Below are 22,388 nucleotides of genomic sequence, written 5' to 3'. Positions count from 1 at the left end.
GGCAGGTCTTTGTGTAGAACTTATGATACTTTATTTTCATCTAAACCTTATAGATTTTTGAAACCTATAAGGTTGGTAAAGGTTGATAATATCAAATATTATATATGATTACCGTTCACCGGTTTATTGTCTACTCCCATATGTTTTGCCATGTCAAGAGCTCTTTCCAGAATTCCTCTTTCCTGCTGGTTTGCTACTCCGTTCAGTTTAAAGATCAGGGAAGCAATGCTCATATTTTTGATGTCGTCTGAAGAAATATTGTATTTGTCTACCATTCCCATCACTTTAGCAATGATATTTTCACCATCTCCTAATAAATTTTCCCTTACCATCTGGGCATTTTCACTGTGGCTGACAAATTTATCCAGTCCTTTTCCTGCAGAAACCTGACGGATTACGTTATCAAAGAATGTGTTATCACCTCCGACAATGTCTATTTTCGCAGTTTTGAATGCTTCTGCCAATACTAACGATTGTGCATCTGCAATGTCTTTCTGGATGGCAATTTCAGCTAGCTCTACTTCTTTCTCTTTATTCAGTTTCAGACGGAATTCTTCGTGATCTTTTCCTGCATCGTTCAGTTTTTTCATTGCTTCTGCTTTTTCAGTAATACCTGCAGCTTCTGCCAATGCTTTTTCTTTGATTACTTCTGCCTGTGCAATTCCTTCTTTCTTCACGGCATCTGCTTTTTTCTCGATAACTACAGCTTCTACAATACCCTGTCTTTCTGCGGCATCTGCTTTTGCATGCATTACCTGAGCTTCAGATAATCCTACCGTTGCTTCTTCTTTAGCTTTAGCGTCAGCAATAATCTTACGTGCTTCTGCTTCTTTTTCTGCTGCGTCTCTCTTCGCTTGTGCTTCGATTACGTATTTCTGAGCATCTTTTTCAGCTGCCAGCTTACGTGCTTCCGCTGCTCTGGTTTCTTCAATCAATTTTTTCTCTGCTTCCTGAGTTGCTACAGTAATTTCTACCTGCTTGTTTCTTTCTGCCGTTTTGAATGCTTCCAGATCTTTGATTCCCTGCTGCTCTTCTACAACGGTTTTCTCCATTGTCAATCGTTCACGGATCGCATCCTGAATACTTTTCTTCTCAAGTTCTATTGCTTTATCTTTTTCGATCTGTGCAAGGGAAACAATTCTTTCTCTTTCGGTAGCTTCTAAAGCTTTGTCTTTCAGTACTCTTTCGGTTTCTACAAGATCTGCACGTTCTTTATTTTTAGCGGCAATAACTACCTGGCGAAGTTTATTTTCTTCTGCAATCTGTAGTTTTTCTTCTGTAGCAATGCGTACAGTTTCATATCTTAGACGTTCTTCTTCTTCTACTTTTAAGATTTCAGCATTTTCGCGTGCCTTAATGTTTGCCACTTCTCTTTTCTGAGATTCTTCTTTCTCTGCCAGCTGTTTTTCAAGTTCAAGAATAGCTTCTCTGGCTTCTACATTTTGCTTGGTAATTGTTTTTTCTTCATCACGGCGCACCTGGTTTGCCTTAATATTTTGAGTAGCCGTAAGTTCTGTGATCTTTTTAATCCCTTCAGAATCAAGGATATTATCTTTATCCAGCTTATCGATGGAAGTTTGTTCAAGATAATCAATCGCACAGTCATCCAAAACATAGCCATTTAAATCTGTACCAATAATATCAAGGATTTCCTGACGGAATTCACTTCTGGCTTCATACAGTTCTGTAAAATCAAATTTCTTTCCGACAGTCTTTAATGCTTCTGAAAATTTTGCTTCAAAAAGTTCTCTTAAAGTCTGAGCATCGGAAGCTCTCTGACATCCAATCGTTTGTCCTACATTCACAATATCATCTACTGATTTATTGACACGGATAAAGAATGCCACCTGAATATCTGCTCTCATATTGTCTTTACAGATCAATCCGGCTTTTCCTTCTCTTGATATTTCCAGTTTTTTTACTGAGATGTCCATAGATTCCATACGATGGATAATTGGAATAACAATGCCTGCATTAAAGAAGACTTTTGTACCTCCATAACCAGTTCTCAAAATAACGATTCCCTGCACGGTTTTTTTATACATCGATAAAATCCAGAAAATCAATCCGATTGATGCTACCGCAACAATAATAATTCCAGCAATTAAAGGTAAGTTCATAGTTTTATAAGTTTATAGTTTATATATAAATTGTGTTTATTTTAAAAATATTGAGAAAAAATCTCTAAAATATAATTCAACATGATTAAAAATAGTTTGAACATAATTGTTGATTTTAATATCTCATTGATTTCTGAACATAATAAAGACGTTTTTCGAGGTCTTCGTCTACAATCATTACGTAAGTTCCGTGTTCCAGTTTTTTTCCGTCCTGACTTCTCACCATCAGGGTCATAGGATCACTCCCGATGAATACTTCCATCATTCCTATTTTATCATCCTGAATACTTGACTTTAATCTTCCTTCTCTTCCAAGAAAAGCATATGACGCTTCACCTTTATGATTAATTTCCTTGAAAAAAGGATTTAAAGGCTTCAATATGAATTTAGTAAGCAGCATTCCCACAATCATCAGCGGAAATATCATCACTATCCCCAGCCATGTGGGCATCGGAATAAAATAGCCCAGATAAAATGAACCCAGCCATGTGATCAACAACGATAAAGTAAGAAAGTACGTTATCGGGACAATATCGAGATTGAGAAACTTCAGGAAATGCATCCACGCAGAAGCATCATGATCGGGAGCATGAATATGACCGTCCGGAACGTGAGTGTCTACGCCAACATCGACATCGGAATGTATTCCCACATCGATATCCAGCCCGGTAATGATGGTGAATAACCAATAAATCACCGATAATCCAAGCAATACACTTAAAACAGTGTTTACCGGCGAAAATGCTATGTTTAAAAATTCCTGAAAGGTCATATTAGCCTTTTTTAAGTGTTTCTTTCAATCTGTTTAATGCTTCCTCAGCTTCCATATCATTGTTGTTTACAATGGCGTCTATTTCCTCATCAATTGTTTTTCCTGATTTTGAAATATCGGAATATGCTTCAGCAATGGTTTCCTGCTGTACAACTCTATCTTTCAGCTTTTCCAGCATGCTTACTGCACTTCCGGTATCCATCTGAGTCATTTTCTGATTGATATCTTTTGTGGCTTCACTTACCTGAACTCTTGCTTTCAGGGTTTTCAGCTCATTTTCCCACTTGGCAATACTTGATTTCAGATGATTGATTGTGGTTTTCATTTTTTCACAATCGGAATGAAGCTTTTGATGCTCCTGCTGCAATTTTTCTGCATTTTCCTGATAAGATGCCTGTCTTTTCAAAGCTTCCTTGGCAAGACGGTCTGCTTCTGAATGTTCCACTTCACCTTTTTCAGCTTTCTGAATAATGACAATGGCTTTATTGTAATAATCATTGGCAGTTTGCTCTTCTTTTTCAGCTTCGTTCTTTTTACGGATTGCCAAAGCCTTTAACTGAGCAAGTGCTTCTATGCTTTTTCCAAGCTGTTCTTTCATATCACGAATTCCCTCTTCTGTCATATTTATAGGGTCTTCAAAACTTTCAATCACAGAATGGATCTCTGCTTTTCCTATTGTTAATAGTCTTTTAAAAATGTTCATTTTAAATATCTTTTGTTGAATTACTTACTCATTTCAAGCATCTCGCTGGTAAATTCGCCTACCAAAATCCCCAAAGAATTGATAGAAGCCATTACTTCATTCTGTGCCATATGATCTGTGGGAAGAGTATCCCTGAAGATGACGCGTTTTCCTGTACTGTCTAAAACAAAAGCTCCATGTACAATATCTCTGTTTTTCTGGAGAAGTTTTCTAAAGGTTTGTTCAGAAGGATTTTTGATTTCAAAAAGAAACTGTTCCATGATCAGAATAGAATCTGATATAATAAGGATCATATTTTTTATCCCGTTAGATTCTTTTTCTATGATTAAGATTCTTTGCGCTTCATCTTCCAGGATAATATTAAACTCATAATCTAACAACCACTCTTTGACTGTTCTAAAAATTTGATTTTTCATGATTCCTGGTTTAGTGTTTTCTATTTCGTTATTACACAAATATAGCATAATTTTTCCAGATTGCAAATATTATTAGCATTTAATTATTTAAGATTCTCTATATTTGCAAAAAAGATTAGACAAACAATGAGCTTCTTTGGAACTAATATTAAGAAAATAAGACAGGTTAAAGGATTGAGCCAAAAGGCTTTTGCTGATTTATTTGACTTAAACAGAGGAGTTATCAGCTCTTATGAAGAAGGGCGTGCAGAGCCGAAGATTGAGACTATATTGAAGGTTGCTAACCATTTTAACCTTACTATTGATAAATTATTAACTGAAACCTTGCAGGTAAATCAATTGGTAAGTGTCTCAGATATAGACCAACTGATGCTGTTCCCGGAACTGGCAATCAGTGAAAAAAATGAAAAATCAACTTTAAAGGAGCATGAACTACAAAACAGCCCGATACTGCAAAAAATATTAGCATCCGTTGATTTTGTCTATGAATTCACCCCGGAAAAACCGTTGCTTTCTCCTTATCATTATGATGATATTTTATTTTTAAATAAAGCTGATCTTAGAAAAGATTCTCATCAACATTTATTAGTACTTACAGATGGCGTTTTAAGGTACGCAGCAGCCTCAGATAATCAAAATCTTTATAAAATTGTAGGAAATGTTTCCACTTCAGATAAAAACATTTTTACGGATATTTTTGAAAGACTGGAAAGATTGGAAAACAAAATATAATCAACAGCAATACATTACTTTTATTATATCATTTCGGGAAATATCTCTGTTAAAGATGGATCAAGCGCAAAAGCTGTGGAGCTTAGAATATTTAGATCTGTTTAATTTTAAAATTTAACGCAAAGGATTTCTATTATCTGGTGTTGTATTTTAGGAAGCAAAGCTTGAATCAATTGTATTGATTCTTTCTAAGCGTACGCATATCTATATCGCTTCATCAGCGACTTTTGTCGCTTTCTTAGCTCCCTTATCAATAATCAATTCCATCATATCTTTGCGCTTAAATAAAATTTAAGTATAAAGCTTAAAGGAGTAAAAAGATAATTTATTTTTTCTTCAGATTAACGAAACTTTTTGCGTAGCACTCAACTTTTGTGCCTGATCCACTTTTGCTCCTGATCCCAAGAATGGGTAAATTTCATTAATTAAAACAAAAAACCCTCCGTAATAAATTACAGAGGGTCTTGTACCCCAGACGGGACTTGAACCCGTACGTCCTTGCGGACACAGGATTTTAAGTCCTGCGTGTCTACCAGTTCCACCACCAGGGCATGGTGTGGATACGAAAATAGATTTAAATCAATCTTAAGCTCTATCAGCTGAGCTATTTTCGTATTGTGCGGATGAAGGGACTCGAACCCCCACGCCTCGCGGCACCAGATCCTAAGTCTGGCGTGGCTACCAATTACACCACATCCGCTGATATATATTCTGCTTTCGCAGATTTTGTCGATAATTCCTACAAATATAAGAATCTTTATTTAAAGAACACTCTCTATAAAAACAAAAAACCCTCCGTAACGAAATACAGAGGGCTTTGTACCCCAGACGGGACTTGAACCCGTACGTCCTTGCGGACACAGGATTTTAAGTCCTGCGTGTCTACCAGTTCCACCACCAGGGCATGGTGTGGAGCGAAAAACGGGATTCGAACCCGCGACCCCAACCTTGGCAAGGTTGTGCTCTACCAGCTGAGCTATTTTCGCATAGTGCGGATGAAGGGACTCGAACCCCCACGCCTCACGGCACCAGATCCTAAGTCTGGCGTGGCTACCAATTACACCACATCCGCTGGTTTTTTTGTATTGTAAGTTTTAAAGAGCTTGCTTCGTTTTTGTGAGTGCAAATATAGGACAATTTCCGTTACCTCCAAACTTTTTCTCGAAAAAAATTAAAATTTCCAGTTTTTTTTTCTGTGGCACCTATTATTACATTTCATTTTCTTACTTTTACAACGTTAATAATTACGATATGGAATTACAAGGAACGGTAAAGAAACTTTTTGAAACTCAAACATTTGCAAGTGGATTTCAAAAAAGAGAATTGGTTATTTTAACCCAGGAACAGTATCCACAGCCGATAAACATAGAGTTTTTGTCTGATAAAATTAGTTTATTGGATAATCTTAAAGAAGGAGAAAACGTAAAGATAGGAATCAACATCAGAGGTAGAGAATGGGTTTCTCCACAAGGTGAAACTAAATATTTCAACTCTATTACAGGATGGAGAGTGGAAAAAGTTTTCGACAATGGTTCAGAACCTACTCAGGCTATGCCTCAGCAGTCAGCTTCTCCAGTTTCCAACGAGAATCCGTTTGCCGGAGACGACGATGATGATTTACCTTTCTAATTAAAGAATTAAGATCAAATATAAATCCTGCTTTCTTAAAAGTGGGATTTTTTTTCTAAAAAATGGTCCGATTAGACGAAAACGAGATATCATTTCCCGATCCTGAAGTATATGACGGACACGATGGGCTTATCGCCTTTGGTGGAGATCTGTCTGTAGAACGGATCTGGTTTGCTTATCAATTGGGGATTTTCCCCTGGTACAATCCGGGAGAAGAAATATTATGGTGGTGTCCGGACCCAAGATTTGTGTTACTTCCTGACGAAATAAAGGTTTCAAAATCTATGAGAAAGATTTTAAACAGGAATGTTTTTACTTTTTCCGTGAACAAAGATTTCAGGGGAGTGATCAAAAACTGTCAACAATCTGAGCGAAAAGGACAATCTGGAACGTGGCTTTCTGATGAACTCATGGATTCTTTCATCCAGCTTCATGAATATGGTTTAGCAAAAAGTATTGAAGTATGGCAGGGAGAAGAACTGGTGGGTGGTTTTTACGGTTTGCAGATCGGAAATGTTTTTTGTGGTGAAAGTATGTTTGCTAAAGTAAGCAATGCTTCAAAGGCAGGATTTATTCATTTTGTAGAAAGCAATAAAGATCAACTTAAATTAATTGACTGCCAGTCTCATACGGAACATTTGGAAAGTCTGGGAGCGAAGATGATTCCTAAAAAAGAATTTTTAAAAATACTACACGAAAACAATGAACGCAGATAAAGAAAAATGGCTTCTTCTGATTATCCTGAGCATTATTTGGGGATCTTCTTTTATTTTGATCAAAAAATCACTGGAACATTTCAATCCATTTCAGGTAGGTTCTTTAAGAGTACTTATTGCAGGGATTATTCTAATGCCTATTGCTATTTCAAACTATAAACTTTTCCCTAAAAAACATTTAAAGTGGCTTATTTTAGCAGCTTTTACAGGAAATTTTATTCCGATGTTTCTGTTTCCTATTGCAGAAACGGAGGTAAGCAGTAGTATTGCGGGAATTATCAATTCAATGATGCCGATTTTTGTTATTATTGTAGGAGCATTGGTCTGGAAGTTTGAAACCACAAAGAAGCAGATCATAGGAACATTAGTAAGTTTTTCCGGCGTTTGTATTCTTGCTTTTGGAGGTAGAGACAGTGGGGCATTTAAGTTGATTCCCATTTTATTGCTTCTACTTGCCACTTTATGTTATGCCCTGAGTACCACAACAGTAAAATCGAAGCTTATGGAGGTTTCATCTACTGTTTTATCTGCATTTATCTTCTCTTTTGTTTTATTTTTTCCTTCTCTAATTGCGTTAACGAGTACTGGCTTTTTCTCTGAATTCAGTTTTTCTAAAGATAACCTTCTGGGGCTGATGTTTGTGAGCATTTTATCTATTTTCGGAACCGGGCTTGCAATGATGATGAATTACCGGTTATTGAAAGTATCTTCTCCTCTTTTTGCGTCAACAGTTACTTTAGTGATGCCTATTGTAGCTATTGTCTGGGGAATCATTGATGGTGAGAAGCTTACATATATTCAATTCATTGGTGCCGGAATTATTATTGGCGGATTAATATTTTTACGAACAAATCAAAAAAAATAAATTTGCATTATAAATTAATTTATATTTGATGAAATTAATTTATAATCATGAACAAAATTTTACTATTCGGAGCAATTTCTTTACTTTCTCTTTCCTGCTCGTCATCTAATGATGAAAACCCTGTAGATAATAGTGACCCAACCACTCAAAATGTAATACTTCCTGTGAAGGTAACGAATGATGGGGTTACCATGAAAGTGAATTATAACGGCACAAAAATCATTAGTTTAACCAATACTACCAGTCCAGGATTCAGGATTGAATTCACTTATACAGGTGATTATATCACTAATATAAAAAACTATTATTATAATATTCTTGATACATCCATTGACTATACCTATTCTAATGGACGTCTGGCAACGGCGGTAAACAAAGAGTATTCTGATTCAGGCGCGATCCAGGCTACGATGACATATACCTATACTCATGTAAGCACAACACAGATCAATGTAAAGAAACAGGCAATTTTAGGCCCTAATACAAACTATACCATGAACAATGTATATACGTACAACAGTAATGGGAATATGGTAAGTTCTACGGGAACCGGAACCGGAATTACCAATGGAAATTCAGTAAATTATACCCAAACCGGAACCTATGTTCATACGAATCAAAATTATGCCTTTAAAAATGTAAAGGGTCTTGATAAAATCATCTTCAACGGAGATACTGATGATAATGTATCCATATTATTTTCAAACATCAAAAACAGTTTAGGAACTTTTAAAAGCTCACTTGTTTCTACCACTGCCGGAGGAACGGGTAATGTGTTTTTAAATTATAAGTATAACACTACATTTAATTCTAGTGGATATCCTTCTGTAGAAACCAGACAGGAGCTGGATGCCAGTGGAAACCCTACAACTACCCAACCGGACCAATTCATCTACGAATACAATTATCAATAATAAAAAAGCCTGCAAAATGCAGGCTTTTTATTATTTTAAGTACTATTCTAGTTCTTTTTCTTTACTTTACTCGCTTTTACCTTTTTTACTTCATCCTTAATGAACGGATATTTTTTCTGCATATCCTTCACTAAAGACGGATCCAATTCTAAAGCTTTCTGAAGCGAATCTATTCCTTTGTCCTGATCTTTAAGATTGAAGAAACAATTGCTTAACTGATAAAACAGCTCTGCTCTGTGATGTTTCTTAACAGCTGCATTCAAAACAGTTATCGCTTCTTCATATTCTCCTACAAGCATCAATACTTCTGAATAGGCATACCAATTGTAAAACCTTGAAGGTTCGGCATCTACCAGCTTTTTCAAACAGGAAAGACTTTCTTCAAATTTCCCGGAATCAATGAATAAGAATGCTAATCTTTTCTGATAATCAAGATTATTCTCGTTCAACTGAGTCGCTTCTTTAGCAAAGTATAATGCTTCAGACATTCCACCCATTTCTTCATATAGGTATGACTGCTCCATCATAGCAAGGTAAAACTGAGGATCTTCTCTCAGTGATTTCTGAAAAGAATTTAATGCTAAGATAGGCTGTTTCAATGCTTTATTACACAATCCGATTTTATAGAAGGTAAATGCTTTGGTGTATTCCAACTCAAGCATTTCTTCATAGGTATTGATTGCTTTTTGGTATTGTCCTAAAGCTTCATAACAAGCTGCTTTATTGGCATATACTCCTACAGAATTTGAATTGATTGCCAATAAATAATCATATCCTTTTATTGCTTCTTCATAGTTCTTTCTGTTGAAGTAGAATTGTCCGTATTCCGACCAAGCGATCTCAGAATAAGGGAATTCATCTAAATATTCATTAAGAAAGGCAATAGCCTCCTCACTCTTATTCAAATCACTAAAGCACACCATCGCATTTTCTAATGAATATTCGTCACTAGGATCTTCTTTAAGTGCTTTTTTGTAATGTTTAAGAGCGTTAAAAGGATCTCCGAGATTCACATATTCATCTGCAATAAAGTTGTGAAGGAAATTTTCTTCTTCCTCCAGAGTAAGGGCTTTTTTACAAATTTCAATTGATTTTCTAGGATTTCCCAGGTTCGAATAATACTTGGCGTAACAAACCAAAAAGTCTGTATTTTCCATAGAGGAACCTTTCAGCTCATTGATAAGATCCTTCGCCGTATTATATTCTTCCCATTCCAAAAGAATTTCAAGTTTTTTAATCTTGATATCTAATGAATTAGGATGAAGCTTCAGTGCATAATTAACAGCCATATCGGCATAATTAAAATCACCAAGCTCCAAATAATAAACAATGATATCTTCTAATTCTTCTGTATCGAAGTAGAATTCGTCATTGTTTTCCATCATTTCCTCGAACTTTTTTACAAGTTCATTTCCAAAATACTCTTCCAATAGTCTCCTCTTTGTCAACCTGATGTCTGAATTTGCTTACAGACCTCGGCAAACATCTAATTAATTAATATATCTGAAACTGATATTCAAATATTTATGCAAAGTTGCAACTTTTTTTTGAAATATCCATTTCATAAATTTCTATTATAAAAATAGTAAAAAAAGAAAACCGATAAAAGGATTGTGGATAAAAAAACGGAAATTGGGGTTAAATTCTTACTACAAGCCTTTTCCCGGTTTGTATCTCTGCATTCCATACGGATTCGATATTTTTAATATCAACCTCTTGTGTCTCAATTTTAATCTTTCCTTCAACAGCAGCCTGAAACATTTCAGGAATAATTTCTGAGAATAAAAGTGCAGATTCTTCTTTTGTCCAGCTTCCTAATCCAGACCCTGAAATTTGTATATCTGTTGCCCTGAGGATCTGTGAAGACAACTGAATGGTATCTCCGCTCATTGCGCCTATGGTAATCAGCTTTGTTTTGTGAGAGAATGTTCCGTCTCCTTTAAATGCTGACAAAATCATTTCCACAGAATGCCCCCAAATATAATCCAGGATAATATCAATAGGAGTTTCATTATGAATTTCTTTTATTTTCTTTTTAAAATCCTCATCATTCAGATGCAGGGAAATAACCTCATCAGCACCCAATTTAAGAAGCTCCTGTAAAGATTCTTCGTTTCTTCCTGTGACAATGATTTTCTTTGCTCCATACACTTTCGCAATCTGAACAGCTATTCTTCCGGTAATTCCTGTTGCTCCATTCACCAATACAACATTTCCCTGCTGTATCCCAGCTTTGAATTTTAATGCCATTGCAGATCCCATAACTGCGTTGGGTAATGCTGATGCTGTGGTAAAATCAAGTTGATCAGGAACCTTAACCATCATTTTTTTATCTGCAACTGCCTTTTCCGCAACTGTTCCTTTTTTACTGAAGAAATAGACTTTCGTTCCGTCTTCTAAAAACCCTACTCCGTCTGAACCGACAATTGTAGGCTGATGAACTTCATTTTCGGTAGAATAGTGTTTTCCGCTTGCTCTTACTTTGTCAAGGTTTTTAATAGATGCTGCTTTTACAGAGACTAAGATTTCATTTTCATTCGTTACTTCCGATTCCTTGAAATCTGCATATTGAGGAACATTTCCTTTTTCAAAAACGACTGCTGCTTTCATTGTTTTATATTTTTATACAAAATTATGAGGTGGAAAATAGCGGAGCGATAACATTTGTTATCAATTAGGAAGGAAGATGGAAGCGGGAGGATGGAAGTTATTGAAAGCCGTTAATACTAATGAAAGAATTAAAAACACAAGGTTCCATGTCGTCTTATTTTTCAGGCGCAAGGGTAATTCGTTCAGCTAAGAATAGGTTCATTGCTGGGTGAAACGTCTTTGCAAATGTTTTTTTAAAGCATTATTTTGAAAATTCCTTGCGTCTGTACGATAAATATAATTAGTTTGGGCAGCAGCCGTATCTCGACTGCCAGAAACTTCCAGCTTCCAGCTCAAGAAAGATTTTCTTTCAGTATTTTGCTTTTGATTCTACTGAGATGTACAGTTGTAATTCCTAAATAGGATGCAATATAATGTTGTGGAACTCTTTTTATTATTTCCGGATTGGCTTTTGAAAGATTGATATATCGTTGTTGTGGTGTATCTTTTATAAATGAAAAGAAATGTTTCATATAGTCAAACATTCTTTCAAAAAGAGCATCCATAAACAGAGTTCTAAGTTCCGGATTTTCATATACTTCTTCCAGAAATATTTCTGCATCGTTTTTTTTAATTTTGTATAAAACACAAGGTTCTACGGTTTCAAATGAAACCATACTTGGTAATCCTTTTTTGAAGCTTTCCAGTGAAGAAAACATGGTATTTTCCAGGAAAAACTGAAATGTAGCATCTTTTCCGTCATTATTATACCAGGCTCTGACAAGTCCTTTTTCTAAATAGAACGCATTATTTGATATGTCGCCTTCTTTTAAAAGCAATGTTTTTGCCGGCACTTCCATTTTTTCAAAGCTGCTTACAAACTTTCGCCACTTTTCTTTTGGAAAGGGGAATCTGTCTTTTATGTGTTCAAACATATTGATATAAAAAAAGAACGGAGCTTGGTCCGTTCTTATATTTATTTTAAATTAAACTTTTAATTTTGGCAATGATATCATCTCCTAATTTATCAGCTTCTTCCTGAGATTTAGCTTCTGTATAAATTCTGATGATAGGTTCTGTATTGGATTTTCTAAGGTGAACCCAATTGTTTTCAAAGTCGATTTTAACACCATCTACAGTAGAAACTTCTTCGTTTTCATACTCTTTCTCCATTTTGCTTAAGATAGCATCTACGTCTATTTCTGGTGTCAGTTCTATTTTCTTTTTCCCCATGAAATAGCTTGGATATCCTGCTCTCATTTCGGAAACTGTTTTATTTTCTTTTGCCAGATGGGTTAGGAATAATGCAACTCCCACCAAAGAATCTCTTCCGTAGTGAAGATCAGGATAAATGATTCCTCCATTTCCTTCTCCGCCGATTACAGCATTTTTCTCTTTCATTAAGGTCACTACGTTCACTTCTCCTACAGCACTTGCAAAGTATTCTGAATTGTGAGTTTCTGCTACATCTCTCAATGCACGGCTTGAAGAAAGGTTAGAAATTGCCACACCATTTTTATTCTTCAACAGGTAATCTGCAACTGCTACCAACGTATATTCTTCTCCGAACATTTCTCCTTTTTCATCAATTAAGGCTAATCTGTCTACATCCGGATCTACTACAATACCGAAGTCTGCATTTTCTTTTTTTACCAGTTCACAAATATCTCCTAAATGTTCTTTCAACGGTTCAGGATTGTGAGGGAAATGACCTGTCGGTTCGCAATATAATTTGATGGTTTCACAGCCTAATTTATCTAACAGCATTGGAATAGCGATTCCTCCCGTTGAGTTTACAGCGTCTAATACTACTTTGAAATTTTTAGCTTTAATAGCTTCTGCATCTACCATTGGTAAATCAAGGATCTGCTGGATATGAATGTCAAAAGCGTCATCTCTTGTTTCATACTTTCCAAGATCATCTACTTCGGCATAGTTGAAATCTTCATTTTCTGCTAAAGCAAGAACTTCTGCTCCGTTTTCACCGCTGATAAACTCTCCTTTATCATTTAAAAGCTTAAGAGCGTTCCATTGTTTTGGGTTATGAGATGCGGTAAGAATGATTCCTCCGTCTGCGTTCAGTTCAGGTACCATGATTTCTACGGTAGGGGTTGTAGAAAGCCCTAAATCTACCACATTTATACCTAATCCCTGTAGTGTTGCGGTAACAAGGGAAGAAACCATTTGTCCGGAGATTCTTGCATCTCTTCCGATGATCAGAGTTAAATCTTTTTTATTTTTATTGTTCTGAAGCCAGGTTCCGAATGCGGAAGCAAATTTTACAACATCCAGCGGTGTTAAATTATCATTTACCTTTCCGCCAATGGTTCCGCGAATTCCTGAAATAGATTTTATTAACGACATTATGTTTTTATATTTCTTTGTTAGTATAATAAATTGTCGAAACAAAGATACTTAAAAAGACTTTACGTTATAAAACAGGGATCTTTTTTTGAACTTTATCATAGGTCTCTTTTACCACTTTTGGGGGAGCAAAACGATAACCTATGTATAATAAGCCATAGAGATTATTATTTTCTACCGTTTGATTCTTTGTCTGTTCATAGCCGTAAGCATTAAAATTCAATCTTCCGCCAAACAGAAAACGATCTGTATTATATCCCACATGCAGCCCGCCTTCCATTCGGATTGTAAGATATTGAGCTATTTCTCTGGAGTTCCCGTTCTGGATATTGCGATAGCTTGAAAATTTTCCTCCGACCCCTAAAGCCAGGTAAGGTGAAATATTTACATTTTTCCCAATAACCCAATTGTAGAAATAGCCTATATTCCCGCCGATCTTATATTGAAACTCCTTGGTTTTTATATCATTAATCCTATTTCTGAAAATGGTAAGGTCATAATCCAGAAATGGGACCCAGCTTCCGCTGCTTTTTCTCTGCCATTCTCCCTGGGTATAAATGGTTCTTGCGGAGAAATTTTTATTAAGAATATAAGAAGTTGTTCCTCCAAAACTTTGTACCCGAAGATCGGGAAACTGGACATGAGGATCTATACCTTCCTTCCAGTTTGGAAAAAGGTCTTTCATATTTTCAATATAAAAGCCTCTTACATTCTTGTAATAAACATTCTGAATGAATCTTTTGGGGAAAAATCTAAAACTAAAATCAGTATAAGAACTGCTTCCTTTCAATGCATCATCATTATTACCATTAAAAAACTTAGGTGCAAATGATAATGTAGCACTTATGATTTTATAATCGATGGAAACCGAGGTTTTCGTTTTGTTATTGATGGAAAGGATAGTCTGTTCTGCATTTTCTTCTTCGCCTTGTGTAAAGACATAGCTCTCGATATTGGTATCCAGATTCACACGGATCATTACCTGATCTGCATAAGATTTGGTATTGAGCGTATCAGACTGAGCCTTGCCACAAGTAGCAATTAAAGAGAATAAAAGAACTGATCCTGCTTTAAAGAAGTTCAAAACGAATAATTTAAATTAAAAAAATGAAAATACTACATTTTTTTCAATTACCCTCCGTAAATCATATTAAGAACAGCCACAATCCTTATCGCAGCTTGATCTTTTTGAACTGAACTTATTAGGTGCAAAATTCTTTTTAAGTACTTTGAATAAAGAATAGCAGGCAAATGCTACAATTAACACAACAAGTACATACTGGAAAATTAATGAAGAATCCATTACTTTAAAATTTGATATACTATCATCGACACAAAATATGCCAAACCTGTCATCATTGCCACCTGAAAGCCAGTCCATTTCCAGCTTTTGGTTTCTCTGTAGACTACTGCAAGTGTAGAAACACACTGCATTGCAAATGCATAGAATAAAAGCACTGAGATTCCTGTTGCAAAACTGAAGACTTTTTCTCCGTTCGGTTTTACATCTCTTCTCATTTTATCAATCACTTTTACTTCAGGAGCATCATCTTCAAGGCTGTAAAGTGTAGACATTGTTCCAACGAACACCTCTCTCGCTACGAAGCTGGTAAGAATTCCCACTCCCATTTTCCAATCATAGCCTAAAGGAGCAATTACGGGTTCTATTCCTTTACCCATTTTAGCCAGATAAGAATGATCAAGTTCTACATTGGAAGCTACCAATTCATTCGGCTGTTGTTTCGGACCGAAATAGCTTAAAACCCAAATGATGATACTTACGATGAAAATAATTTTTCCTGCTCCGGTAATGAAATCCCATACTTTACCTAAAACCATTTTGAAATCATATCCGAAAAGTGGTTTTTTATAGGCTGGAAGATCCATTACCAAATATGTTTTTCCTTTATCTTTAATAAATCTCTTAAGAATAGCTGCTGAAAATAGTGCCACTAAAAATCCTAGCAGGTACATTCCCATTAATACAAGAGCCTTATATTTTATTCCTAAAAATGATCCTTCTGAAATGATCAGCCCGATGATGATACTGTATACCGGAAGCCTTGCTGAGCAGGTCATAAACGGAGTTACCAATATCGTAAGTAATCTTTCTTTAACGTTTTCAATATTTCTTGTGGAGATCACTGCCGGAATAGCACATGCGGTTCCTGAAACAAGCGGAACAATACTTTTCCCATTAAGCCCGAATGGACGAAGAAGTCTGTCCATCAGAAAAACAACTCTTGCCATATATCCTGAATCTTCCAAAAGATACAGGAAGTATAAAAGAATTCCGATCTGTGGGGCAAAAACTACAATTCCTCCGATCCCAGGAACAATACCGTTTGAAACTAGTGAGTTGATAGGACCTTCAGGAAGATGCTCATTGGTAAAGGCAGACAGCCATGAAAAGAATTCTTCTATCCAGTTCATAGGATATTCTGCCAGGAAGAAAACACTTTGGAAGATCACTAATAAGATCAACATAAAAACCACATATCCCCAGAATTTATGAACTAAAACTTTATCTAGTTTTTCTGTTAACAATTCTTTGAACTGAGGTTTCTTGGAGATCACATTCTCCAATATTTTATCTACATTCTGATATCTTCTAACGGTTTCCTGAACCTGTAATCTCTTCGGTACTATACTTTTAGCTTGTGAATCATTAATCTGATCCATTACAGATTCCAACTTGCCCAGATCCGTTCCCATAGAAAGGCTCATCCAAGCTTTGTATTCATTGTCGAACCCTTTTTGAGAGATCAGCTTTTGAATGAAATCTTTATGTTCTGCTGGAGTTTCGAATGAGGCTGTATCTGTTTTTACAAATTCATTATTGAAGACAGCTTCCCTCACTTCATTGATACCGATCTGCTCTTTGGCATTGGTCTGAATAATTTTAATTCCCAGTGCTTCTGAGAATTTTTGAATATCTATTGTAATCCCTCTTCTTTCCGCCTGGTCAATCTGATTGACAATCAAAATCATGGGAATACCAAGATCCTGAATCTGCTGAAACAGAAGAAGTCCTCTTTTTAAACTTAATGCTTCAAGAATATAAACAACGCCTGCGTAGTTTTTTTGTTCATCGATAAGGTATTTTGAGAAAATAGCTTCATCCTCTGAACTTGGGTAAACGCTGTATGATCCAGGAAGATCAATTACTTCAACGTCCTCATTTTTGTATTCATAGTTCCCCGAATGGCTTGCAACGGTAACACCAGCATAGTTTCCTGTTTTCTGCTTTTTGTTGCAAAGTGCATTAAAAACCGTTGACTTCCCTACATTAGGATTCCCTACTAAAAGTATCTGTTTTTTCTTGTTTGCCTGCATTAATTCAATTCTTCAACAATGATATAATCTCCTTCTTCTTCACGAAGAGCAATTCGGCTTTTCTCTGCTCCAAATTCCACGTACATAGGTCCATTGAACGGAGCCTGGTACAAAATCCTGAAAGCGGTCTCTGGAAGGAGTCCCATTTCAATGATTTTATTGGGCATTTTCAGATGATCATTATCATATCCCAATATCTTTCCCATTTTGTTTTTAGGAAATCCACTTAATTTATGTAATTCTTTCTCTTTCAAAGCCTAAATTTTTGTGATGCAAATATACGCTATTTAAATTTAATCTAAATAACACTTCCGGCATAAAAGAAACCACCCCAAATACATTGCTGTATCTGGGGTGATTCGGAATATAATTTAGTTGATATGAATGCTTATTATTTTTTCTTTTTACCTGAAGATGATGCTTGTTCTTTCTCGATAGAATTATCCGTTGCATTAAAGAAATCCTTCGTTACTTTCTCCTGTGTTTTAAGAGCTTCTCCAATGGTTACATCTGATCCAGGCATTTTCATGTTCATCATTTCGGGAGTAACTCGTTGGCGAATTTCAGCCATTGGATCTTGTTTAAAGCTCGCATATGCTTTTTCAAACTTTTCTTTTGTAGTAGGAGTTACCGTATTTGAAATCCCGTATTTAGCATTAATTTTATCTGAATACGACAATTCATCATAGTTCTCTATTTTTTTGTTTCCACTCAACATCCATGAATAGTTTTTCTCATCATCTTCAATTTTGACGATCAAACCCGGAAGCCCATAGAATTTATAAGGTCCGTCCTGAAAAGGAATATCTGAACTAAACCATGCTGTCCACTTTCTTCCTCCAAATTCAGTTGTCGCTTTTTGAGTATTATATGCTCCTATTTTTTGTTTTTCCGGCAGAATATTCCAGTTAAATTTAACTGCATCATCATAACCAAATAAATTCATGCTTACTCTGTCGATGTACTGCTCTTTCATTTCCGGATAAGCTTTTACAATCTTATAAGAAAACTTAGGCATTTTAATCATTTTAGATACATCTCTCCAAACTTTTTTCTTTTCCATTTCCTCAACAGCCACTTTTATGATGGAATCCTGAGCCGGAATTGTAAAATCCTGATAAATTGATTTTTTTGGAGTAATATCCAAAATAGTGATAAGCTTATCCAGCCTTACAGAATCTTTTTTAGGCTTAAAAGTCAGTTCATAAAAGAAGCGGTTTGCCGTTTCCTTTGTATCCTGTGCATTAGCAAAGGCAAAAAGCGTAATAAGAAATATAGAAAATAGCTTTTTCATTTCTCAAGTTTTATTAATTAGTAATCATATGAACAGATTTGTTACAGCTTTTTTCAATTTATTTTTTAATAGATGATGCACGTTTCATTAACAAAGCTAAAACAGGCTATTATTCAAACACTTACTTCACTACACGACATATAAAAAATTATGATTTTCTTAAAACATTTTCATGTATGATTTTCTTAATTTTAATCTTCTTAAAAACAAAATATTATGGACACCTTATCCCAATTTAAAAATGAGCTGGAAGCCGAGTATCAAACCACCAGAAAGTTTTTTGAAGCTTATCCTGAAGGAAAAAATGATTATGCTCCGCACGAAAAAAGCATGAAAATGTTACCACTTGCCACTCACATTGCTGAAATCTTTGAATGGCCGAATACGATGCTTACAACTTCTGAATTGGATTTTGCAAGCGGAGATCACCTTCCTAAGCAGATATCAACCCGCGAAGATCTTCTTCAGACACTTGATCAAAATTTCAAATCCGGTAAAGAAGCGCTTGAAAATGCACAGGAAAATGACCTTACTGCAACTTGGGCATTGAAAAATCAGGGTCAGGAATTGGCAAAATGGTCCAAATATGAATCTATACGCCATGCACTGAATCAGATCACTCATCACAGGGCACAATTGGGAGTATATTACAGGATCAATGATATTCCTCTCCCGGGAAGTTATGGTCCTTCTGCCGATCAACAAAGCTTTTAAATCACTATATATCTCAACAAAAAACCAATCCCGAGGGATTGGTTTTGCTTTTATTTAAAGTTGAATTTTACTGTTAACATGACCTGACTGGGACGGAGCTGCATTGTAGTTTGTTCAATCGTTGCATCTTTTACGTTAATCCTTTCGAATACTTTTCTGTTGGAAATATTCATCCATTTTAATTCAAAGTCTACTTTTTTCTTGGTCCAACTGAATTGATAAGACACATCAAAGAATCCATTATTAAATTTTGTGTCTCCCAGTTTGGAATTGATTTGATCCCAGTAAAAACCAATAGTATGGTTTTCCAATGGATAGAAGAATACATTCAGATTATGATTATAGCTTTCGCTCTTCCCTAGATTTCCTGTTGTATAAATATTAGACTGTTTATTCCAGGATTTTGTCACATTGAAATCTACACTCATCCATGAGAAATAAGTGTTATTAAATTTAAATCCTAATGTATTTCCATCTGTCTTGGTATCAAATAAATCATTGTTTCTCTTCATTTGAGATTTTGATACTGTATTATTGTAAGAAAATGATGCATTCGTTTTAAACGTTGGAAAATATTTTCCGATTTCTGCATAATAGCTGTTATTAGTTCTTTTATTTTCAAGCTCAATGTATTGAATAACACTGAAACCCGAAGAATTGACTAAACTTGAAGCCAACAGATTATTTTTAGCATCGCTTAATCTATATCCTACATTGAAGAAAAGGTTGTTCAATGGGTTTCTGTATTCCAACCTTACGCCTCCGTTTTTTGTAGTGGTTTCAGGAATTGGGTTTTTCGGGTCCATTACACTGAATCCTCCTGGGCTTGTTAAAATAGATCCTGCATAGGCAGTCTGTATATCACCGAAATTATTGCTGATTCCTCCGCTTACACTTGCTTTAAAGAAAGAAGCAAAAGAATATTGTGCAAAAATATTAGGGGTAAATGTAACTTTGTTTAGAGATTTTGAAACGTTCCTGAATGCATCTTCAGCTTTCATGCTGTTAAAATTCACTGGAAAGCTTGAAAATATGCTCCACGCTTCTGATTTATAATTAATTCCTACAGAAGCTGATGGATTCACTTTCGTGAATTTCAAATCATTTTCATATGCTGAACTACTGAAATCAGGCTTGTTGTCATCCGTAATTCCGTCAAAATTAGTTATTAATCTATCAGTTGAAAAATCGATTCCAACTTGCGGGGTGAAGGTCCAGCCTTTTGTAGAGAAGCTGATATTTGCAGAATGTGAAGTTTCTAAGCTTTTAATTCTTAAACTCTGTAAAGCGGTAGTGCCGGGTGTAAATTTAATAGTTGTAAAAACAGTATCATTCGGGTTCTTATAAGGAAACTTTAAATAATTTGCCGGAGAAATTTCCAAGACCTGCTTATCATTTTGGTAGCTTATATATGATTTAAAATTAACCATTTTTTCTTTCCACGGAATAATGGTACTTAAAGAGTTCTGAAACGATGAAGTAGGTGATTCCAAAGCTTCATTCCCGATTGATCCTGCTCTTTCCGCAAATGCTCTGTCTGCATTCCAGAATTGAGAGAATGTGGTTGTATTTTTGAAAAATCCTTTTTTAGCATTTTTAGTAAAAATCAATTCTCCTTTTAGTTTATCCGTATAAAAATTATTCAGGAATCTTGTATTATACTGTGTTCCCTGCTGGATATCTCTGGTAACTGTATTAGATTCTCTTTCAACAGCATTATTGGTATAATTGGCGTTGGCTTTCAGTTCCCATTCCTTTTTCTTATCAATATTTGTCAGATAATTGGCGGATAAATAGTGAACATTATTCAGCAAATATCGTTTTACAGGAAGATTAGGAACTTCTGCATTTTCAACACTCAGCCAGTTATTTTGGGAAACATTTCCTCTTCTTCCTTCCCATGAGCTTCCAAATGCCAAAATATTTCCCTCGCTTTCTACCTGTTCACCCATATTATTGGTTTTGTAATTAACGACCCACTGACTTTTCTGTCCGAAAAACATGGGTGTTAATTTTACATTCCAAAGCCAAGGATCGCCAAAACCTGATCCTACTTCACCACGACCTGTCATGGTTACAGCGTTCTTAAGTTTAATATTAATCGCTGCCTGATCTGAAGGAACTTTATCCTGAAGAATCTTTACCGGCTGGTGATTTTCAAGTACTTCTACTTTCTGAACAGCATCTTTGGGAAGTGAGTTATTGATTGTTCCATAACCTCCTTCCATTAGGTCTTTTCCATTAACGTAGAATTTATTGATTGCATTTCCCTGATATTTTATAGTTCCGTCTGTACTGACTTCAATTCCGGGAATTTTTTTCATTACATCGGCTAGGGTTCTGTCATTTTTACTGTTGAAAGCTTTCAGATCATACGAAATGGTGTCTCCTCTTGCGGTGATCATTTTCGTTTTCAGCTGTACTTCCTTAATTTCTGTAGCTTCAGACTGCATGGTAAAGTTTTGGGTCTGATCACTATTGCTGATCTGTTTCGTAAGGGGTTTCTGATTGAATGCCTTTACTTTAAGGTCAACATTAGATTCGGGAGAGGTAAAAGTTACTTTATATTCTCCTTTTGAATTGGTGATCCCATATGCAAGAATAGCATCTTTACCAGGTTCCTCAATCGTCACGCTGGCACTTGGTATCGCTATCCCATCAGTATCCGTGATTTTTCCTGATACTGTTTTCTGAGCAAAGGTAAGAACCGTAAAAAAAAGCATCAGAAATAAGGAAATATTTTTTTTCATGTTTATTATTTGATTAATTAGTTCATCATTCTATTCTTTCGTTACATTTTTAAAGATATGATTTAAACTTAAAAGTTAAATTTATCACTATAAAAACCGTTATAAGAATAAATACAGCTTTCTCCTAAATTTATTACTAACAATGATAAAATGATTACATCAGGAAAATAATTATGAAGATCGCATCAGAACATTCTTATAATATAGATAATAAATCTGGTTTTTTATTTCTGAATTTAAAAAGTTTTTCAATTATTAATTTTTGTTTAAAATATAAAAAATATCTCTCTTCAATTTGAATTAAATTAACATAAGTATTTTTGTATCTTTATTCTACAACCTCGTAAAGTATTTTCTTTCTAAAATAAAATAATTACTAATGATAAAATCGATTTTCCTTTTCTTTTATTGCGCCTTTGCCCTGAAACAAAGTAATAACTGATTTTATTTTCATTTTATAATAAAAAACGGAAA

Annotated in this window: 19 protein-coding genes and 5 tRNA genes; 6 read left to right on the top strand and 18 right to left on the bottom strand. The window is 35.2% G+C overall.

All coding sequences use genetic code 11. The features are described from left to right. Window positions 1-98: 98 nt before the first annotated feature. The 4 genes from AC5YGG_RS02865 to AC5YGG_RS02850 all read right to left on the bottom strand — a co-directional run bounded on the left by AC5YGG_RS02865 (window position 99) and on the right by AC5YGG_RS02850 (window position 4,011). Window positions 99-2,120, bottom strand: coding sequence for a flotillin family protein (locus tag AC5YGG_RS02865; RefSeq protein ID WP_496142904.1), 2,022 nt, complete (start codon window positions 2,118-2,120; stop codon window positions 99-101). Window positions 2,121-2,235: 115 nt separating this feature from the next. After that, window positions 2,236-2,892 carry a hypothetical protein gene (locus AC5YGG_RS02860; protein WP_496142903.1) on the bottom strand — a complete coding sequence of 219 codons (657 nt, stop codon included), beginning with the start codon at window positions 2,890-2,892 and terminating at the stop codon, window positions 2,236-2,238. Between the two features lies 1 nt (window position 2,893). Next, a complete protein-coding gene (locus AC5YGG_RS02855; RefSeq protein WP_496142902.1) occupies window positions 2,894-3,595 on the bottom strand; it encodes a PspA/IM30 family protein in 702 nt (233 codons plus the stop codon). Window positions 3,596-3,615: 20 nt separating this feature from the next. Further along, on the bottom strand, window positions 3,616-4,011 hold the full coding sequence (locus AC5YGG_RS02850; RefSeq protein ID WP_496142900.1) for a YbjN domain-containing protein: 396 nt from the start codon (window positions 4,009-4,011) through the stop codon (window positions 3,616-3,618). A gap of 126 nt (window positions 4,012-4,137) precedes the next feature. Between AC5YGG_RS02850 and AC5YGG_RS02845 the strand changes: the two genes are divergently transcribed. Further along, the gene (locus AC5YGG_RS02845; RefSeq protein WP_496142899.1) at window positions 4,138-4,743 is read left to right on the top strand and encodes a helix-turn-helix domain-containing protein; all 606 of its coding nucleotides are present in this window, start codon (window positions 4,138-4,140) and stop codon (window positions 4,741-4,743) included. A gap of 467 nt (window positions 4,744-5,210) precedes the next feature. On the opposite strand, the gene AC5YGG_RS02840 is transcribed toward AC5YGG_RS02845, so the two are convergent. The 5 genes from AC5YGG_RS02840 to AC5YGG_RS02820 form a co-directional block, all read right to left on the bottom strand. Further along, window positions 5,211-5,294, bottom strand: a tRNA-Leu gene (locus AC5YGG_RS02840). A gap of 67 nt (window positions 5,295-5,361) precedes the next feature. After that, window positions 5,362-5,443, bottom strand: a tRNA-Leu gene (locus AC5YGG_RS02835). Window positions 5,444-5,563: 120 nt separating this feature from the next. Then, window positions 5,564-5,647 (bottom strand) — tRNA-Leu (locus AC5YGG_RS02830). 6 nt (window positions 5,648-5,653) lie between these two features. Next, window positions 5,654-5,729: transfer RNA gene (locus AC5YGG_RS02825), tRNA-Gly, on the bottom strand. 4 nt (window positions 5,730-5,733) lie between these two features. Then, window positions 5,734-5,815: transfer RNA gene (locus tag AC5YGG_RS02820), tRNA-Leu, on the bottom strand. 179 nt (window positions 5,816-5,994) lie between these two features. Here AC5YGG_RS02820 and AC5YGG_RS02815 point away from each other — a divergent pair. The 4 genes from AC5YGG_RS02815 (at window position 5,995) to AC5YGG_RS02800 (ending at window position 8,867) form a co-directional block, all read left to right on the top strand. Then, window positions 5,995-6,372 carry a DUF3127 domain-containing protein gene (locus tag AC5YGG_RS02815; protein ID WP_065395975.1) on the top strand — a complete coding sequence of 126 codons (378 nt, stop codon included), beginning with the start codon at window positions 5,995-5,997 and terminating at the stop codon, window positions 6,370-6,372. A 62-nt stretch (window positions 6,373-6,434) separates the two neighbouring features. Further along, window positions 6,435-7,088: a leucyl/phenylalanyl-tRNA--protein transferase gene (gene aat, locus AC5YGG_RS02810; RefSeq protein ID WP_496142898.1), complete on the top strand. Its 654-nt coding sequence runs from the start codon at window positions 6,435-6,437 to the stop codon at window positions 7,086-7,088. Further along, on the top strand, window positions 7,075-7,953 hold the full coding sequence (locus AC5YGG_RS02805; protein WP_496142897.1) for a DMT family transporter: 879 nt from the start codon (window positions 7,075-7,077) through the stop codon (window positions 7,951-7,953). The genes aat and AC5YGG_RS02805 overlap by 14 nt, the downstream gene beginning before the upstream one ends. A gap of 47 nt (window positions 7,954-8,000) precedes the next feature. Beyond that, entirely contained in the window at window positions 8,001-8,867 is an 867-nt protein-coding gene (locus AC5YGG_RS02800; protein WP_496142896.1) for a hypothetical protein, read from the top strand. Window positions 8,868-8,914: 47 nt separating this feature from the next. Here the strand turns inward: AC5YGG_RS02800 and AC5YGG_RS02795 are convergent, their stop codons facing one another. From AC5YGG_RS02795 to AC5YGG_RS02760, 8 genes are all read right to left on the bottom strand, one after another. Then, window positions 8,915-10,297 carry a tetratricopeptide repeat protein gene (locus AC5YGG_RS02795; RefSeq protein ID WP_496142894.1) on the bottom strand — a complete coding sequence of 461 codons (1,383 nt, stop codon included), beginning with the start codon at window positions 10,295-10,297 and terminating at the stop codon, window positions 8,915-8,917. 208 nt (window positions 10,298-10,505) lie between these two features. Then, the gene (locus tag AC5YGG_RS02790; protein WP_496142892.1) at window positions 10,506-11,477 is read right to left on the bottom strand and encodes a quinone oxidoreductase family protein; all 972 of its coding nucleotides are present in this window, start codon (window positions 11,475-11,477) and stop codon (window positions 10,506-10,508) included. Between the two features lie 332 nt (window positions 11,478-11,809). Beyond that, complete coding sequence (locus tag AC5YGG_RS02785; protein WP_496142890.1) at window positions 11,810-12,391, bottom strand: Crp/Fnr family transcriptional regulator; 582 nt, start codon at window positions 12,389-12,391, stop codon at window positions 11,810-11,812. A 46-nt stretch (window positions 12,392-12,437) separates the two neighbouring features. Next, the gene (gene glmM, locus AC5YGG_RS02780) at window positions 12,438-13,820 is read right to left on the bottom strand and encodes a phosphoglucosamine mutase (RefSeq protein ID WP_496142888.1); all 1,383 of its coding nucleotides are present in this window, start codon (window positions 13,818-13,820) and stop codon (window positions 12,438-12,440) included. Window positions 13,821-13,887: 67 nt separating this feature from the next. Further along, window positions 13,888-14,904, bottom strand: coding sequence for a DUF4421 family protein (locus AC5YGG_RS02775; RefSeq protein WP_496142887.1), 1,017 nt, complete (start codon window positions 14,902-14,904; stop codon window positions 13,888-13,890). A 218-nt stretch (window positions 14,905-15,122) separates the two neighbouring features. After that, window positions 15,123-17,156 (bottom strand): ferrous iron transport protein B, encoded by a 2,034-nt coding sequence (feoB, locus tag AC5YGG_RS02770; protein ID WP_496142886.1) that lies wholly within the window; start codon window positions 17,154-17,156, stop codon window positions 15,123-15,125. Next, the gene (locus AC5YGG_RS02765) at window positions 17,156-17,410 is read right to left on the bottom strand and encodes a FeoA family protein (protein ID WP_309873468.1); all 255 of its coding nucleotides are present in this window, start codon (window positions 17,408-17,410) and stop codon (window positions 17,156-17,158) included. The genes feoB and AC5YGG_RS02765 overlap by 1 nt, the downstream gene beginning before the upstream one ends. Before the next feature lie 137 nt (window positions 17,411-17,547). Further along, the gene (locus tag AC5YGG_RS02760; protein WP_496142884.1) at window positions 17,548-18,450 is read right to left on the bottom strand and encodes a GLPGLI family protein; all 903 of its coding nucleotides are present in this window, start codon (window positions 18,448-18,450) and stop codon (window positions 17,548-17,550) included. Window positions 18,451-18,666: 216 nt separating this feature from the next. Between AC5YGG_RS02760 and AC5YGG_RS02755 the strand changes: the two genes are divergently transcribed. Next, the gene (locus AC5YGG_RS02755; RefSeq protein ID WP_496142883.1) at window positions 18,667-19,164 is read left to right on the top strand and encodes a DinB family protein; all 498 of its coding nucleotides are present in this window, start codon (window positions 18,667-18,669) and stop codon (window positions 19,162-19,164) included. A 50-nt stretch (window positions 19,165-19,214) separates the two neighbouring features. Here the strand turns inward: AC5YGG_RS02755 and AC5YGG_RS02750 are convergent, their stop codons facing one another. Further along, window positions 19,215-21,914 carry a carboxypeptidase regulatory-like domain-containing protein gene (locus tag AC5YGG_RS02750; protein WP_496142882.1) on the bottom strand — a complete coding sequence of 900 codons (2,700 nt, stop codon included), beginning with the start codon at window positions 21,912-21,914 and terminating at the stop codon, window positions 19,215-19,217. Between the last annotated feature and the right edge of the window lie 474 nt (window positions 21,915-22,388).

Source organism: Chryseobacterium sp. CS2K3, from assembly GCF_059515185.1.
The sequence above is the reverse complement of the archived record's forward strand: the minus strand, read 5'-3'. Positions and strand labels throughout refer to the sequence as shown.

Bases quoted from the DNA above. Each gene is read 5' to 3' on its own strand.
- AC5YGG_RS02865 (WP_496142904.1), bottom strand. From the start codon at position 2,120: ATGAACTTACCTTTAATTGCTGGAATTATTATTGTTGCGGTAGCATCA.
- AC5YGG_RS02860 (WP_496142903.1), bottom strand. From the start codon at position 2,892: ATGACCTTTCAGGAATTTTTAAACATAGCATTTTCGCCGGTAAACACT.
- AC5YGG_RS02855 (WP_496142902.1), bottom strand. From the start codon at position 3,595: ATGAACATTTTTAAAAGACTATTAACAATAGGAAAAGCAGAGATCCAT.
- AC5YGG_RS02850 (WP_496142900.1), bottom strand. From the start codon at position 4,011: ATGAAAAATCAAATTTTTAGAACAGTCAAAGAGTGGTTGTTAGATTAT.
- AC5YGG_RS02845 (WP_496142899.1), top strand. From the start codon at position 4,138: ATGAGCTTCTTTGGAACTAATATTAAGAAAATAAGACAGGTTAAAGGA.
- AC5YGG_RS02815 (WP_065395975.1), top strand. From the start codon at position 5,995: ATGGAATTACAAGGAACGGTAAAGAAACTTTTTGAAACTCAAACATTT.
- aat (WP_496142898.1), top strand. From the start codon at position 6,435: ATGGTCCGATTAGACGAAAACGAGATATCATTTCCCGATCCTGAAGTA.
- AC5YGG_RS02805 (WP_496142897.1), top strand. From the start codon at position 7,075: ATGAACGCAGATAAAGAAAAATGGCTTCTTCTGATTATCCTGAGCATT.
- AC5YGG_RS02800 (WP_496142896.1), top strand. From the start codon at position 8,001: ATGAACAAAATTTTACTATTCGGAGCAATTTCTTTACTTTCTCTTTCC.
- AC5YGG_RS02790 (WP_496142892.1), bottom strand. From the start codon at position 11,477: ATGAAAGCAGCAGTCGTTTTTGAAAAAGGAAATGTTCCTCAATATGCA.
- AC5YGG_RS02785 (WP_496142890.1), bottom strand. From the start codon at position 12,391: ATGTTTGAACACATAAAAGACAGATTCCCCTTTCCAAAAGAAAAGTGG.
- glmM (WP_496142888.1), bottom strand. From the start codon at position 13,820: ATGTCGTTAATAAAATCTATTTCAGGAATTCGCGGAACCATTGGCGGA.
- feoB (WP_496142886.1), bottom strand. From the start codon at position 17,156: ATGCAGGCAAACAAGAAAAAACAGATACTTTTAGTAGGGAATCCTAAT.
- AC5YGG_RS02760 (WP_496142884.1), bottom strand. From the start codon at position 18,450: ATGAAAAAGCTATTTTCTATATTTCTTATTACGCTTTTTGCCTTTGCT.
- AC5YGG_RS02755 (WP_496142883.1), top strand. From the start codon at position 18,667: ATGGACACCTTATCCCAATTTAAAAATGAGCTGGAAGCCGAGTATCAA.
- AC5YGG_RS02750 (WP_496142882.1), bottom strand. From the start codon at position 21,914: ATGAAAAAAAATATTTCCTTATTTCTGATGCTTTTTTTTACGGTTCTT.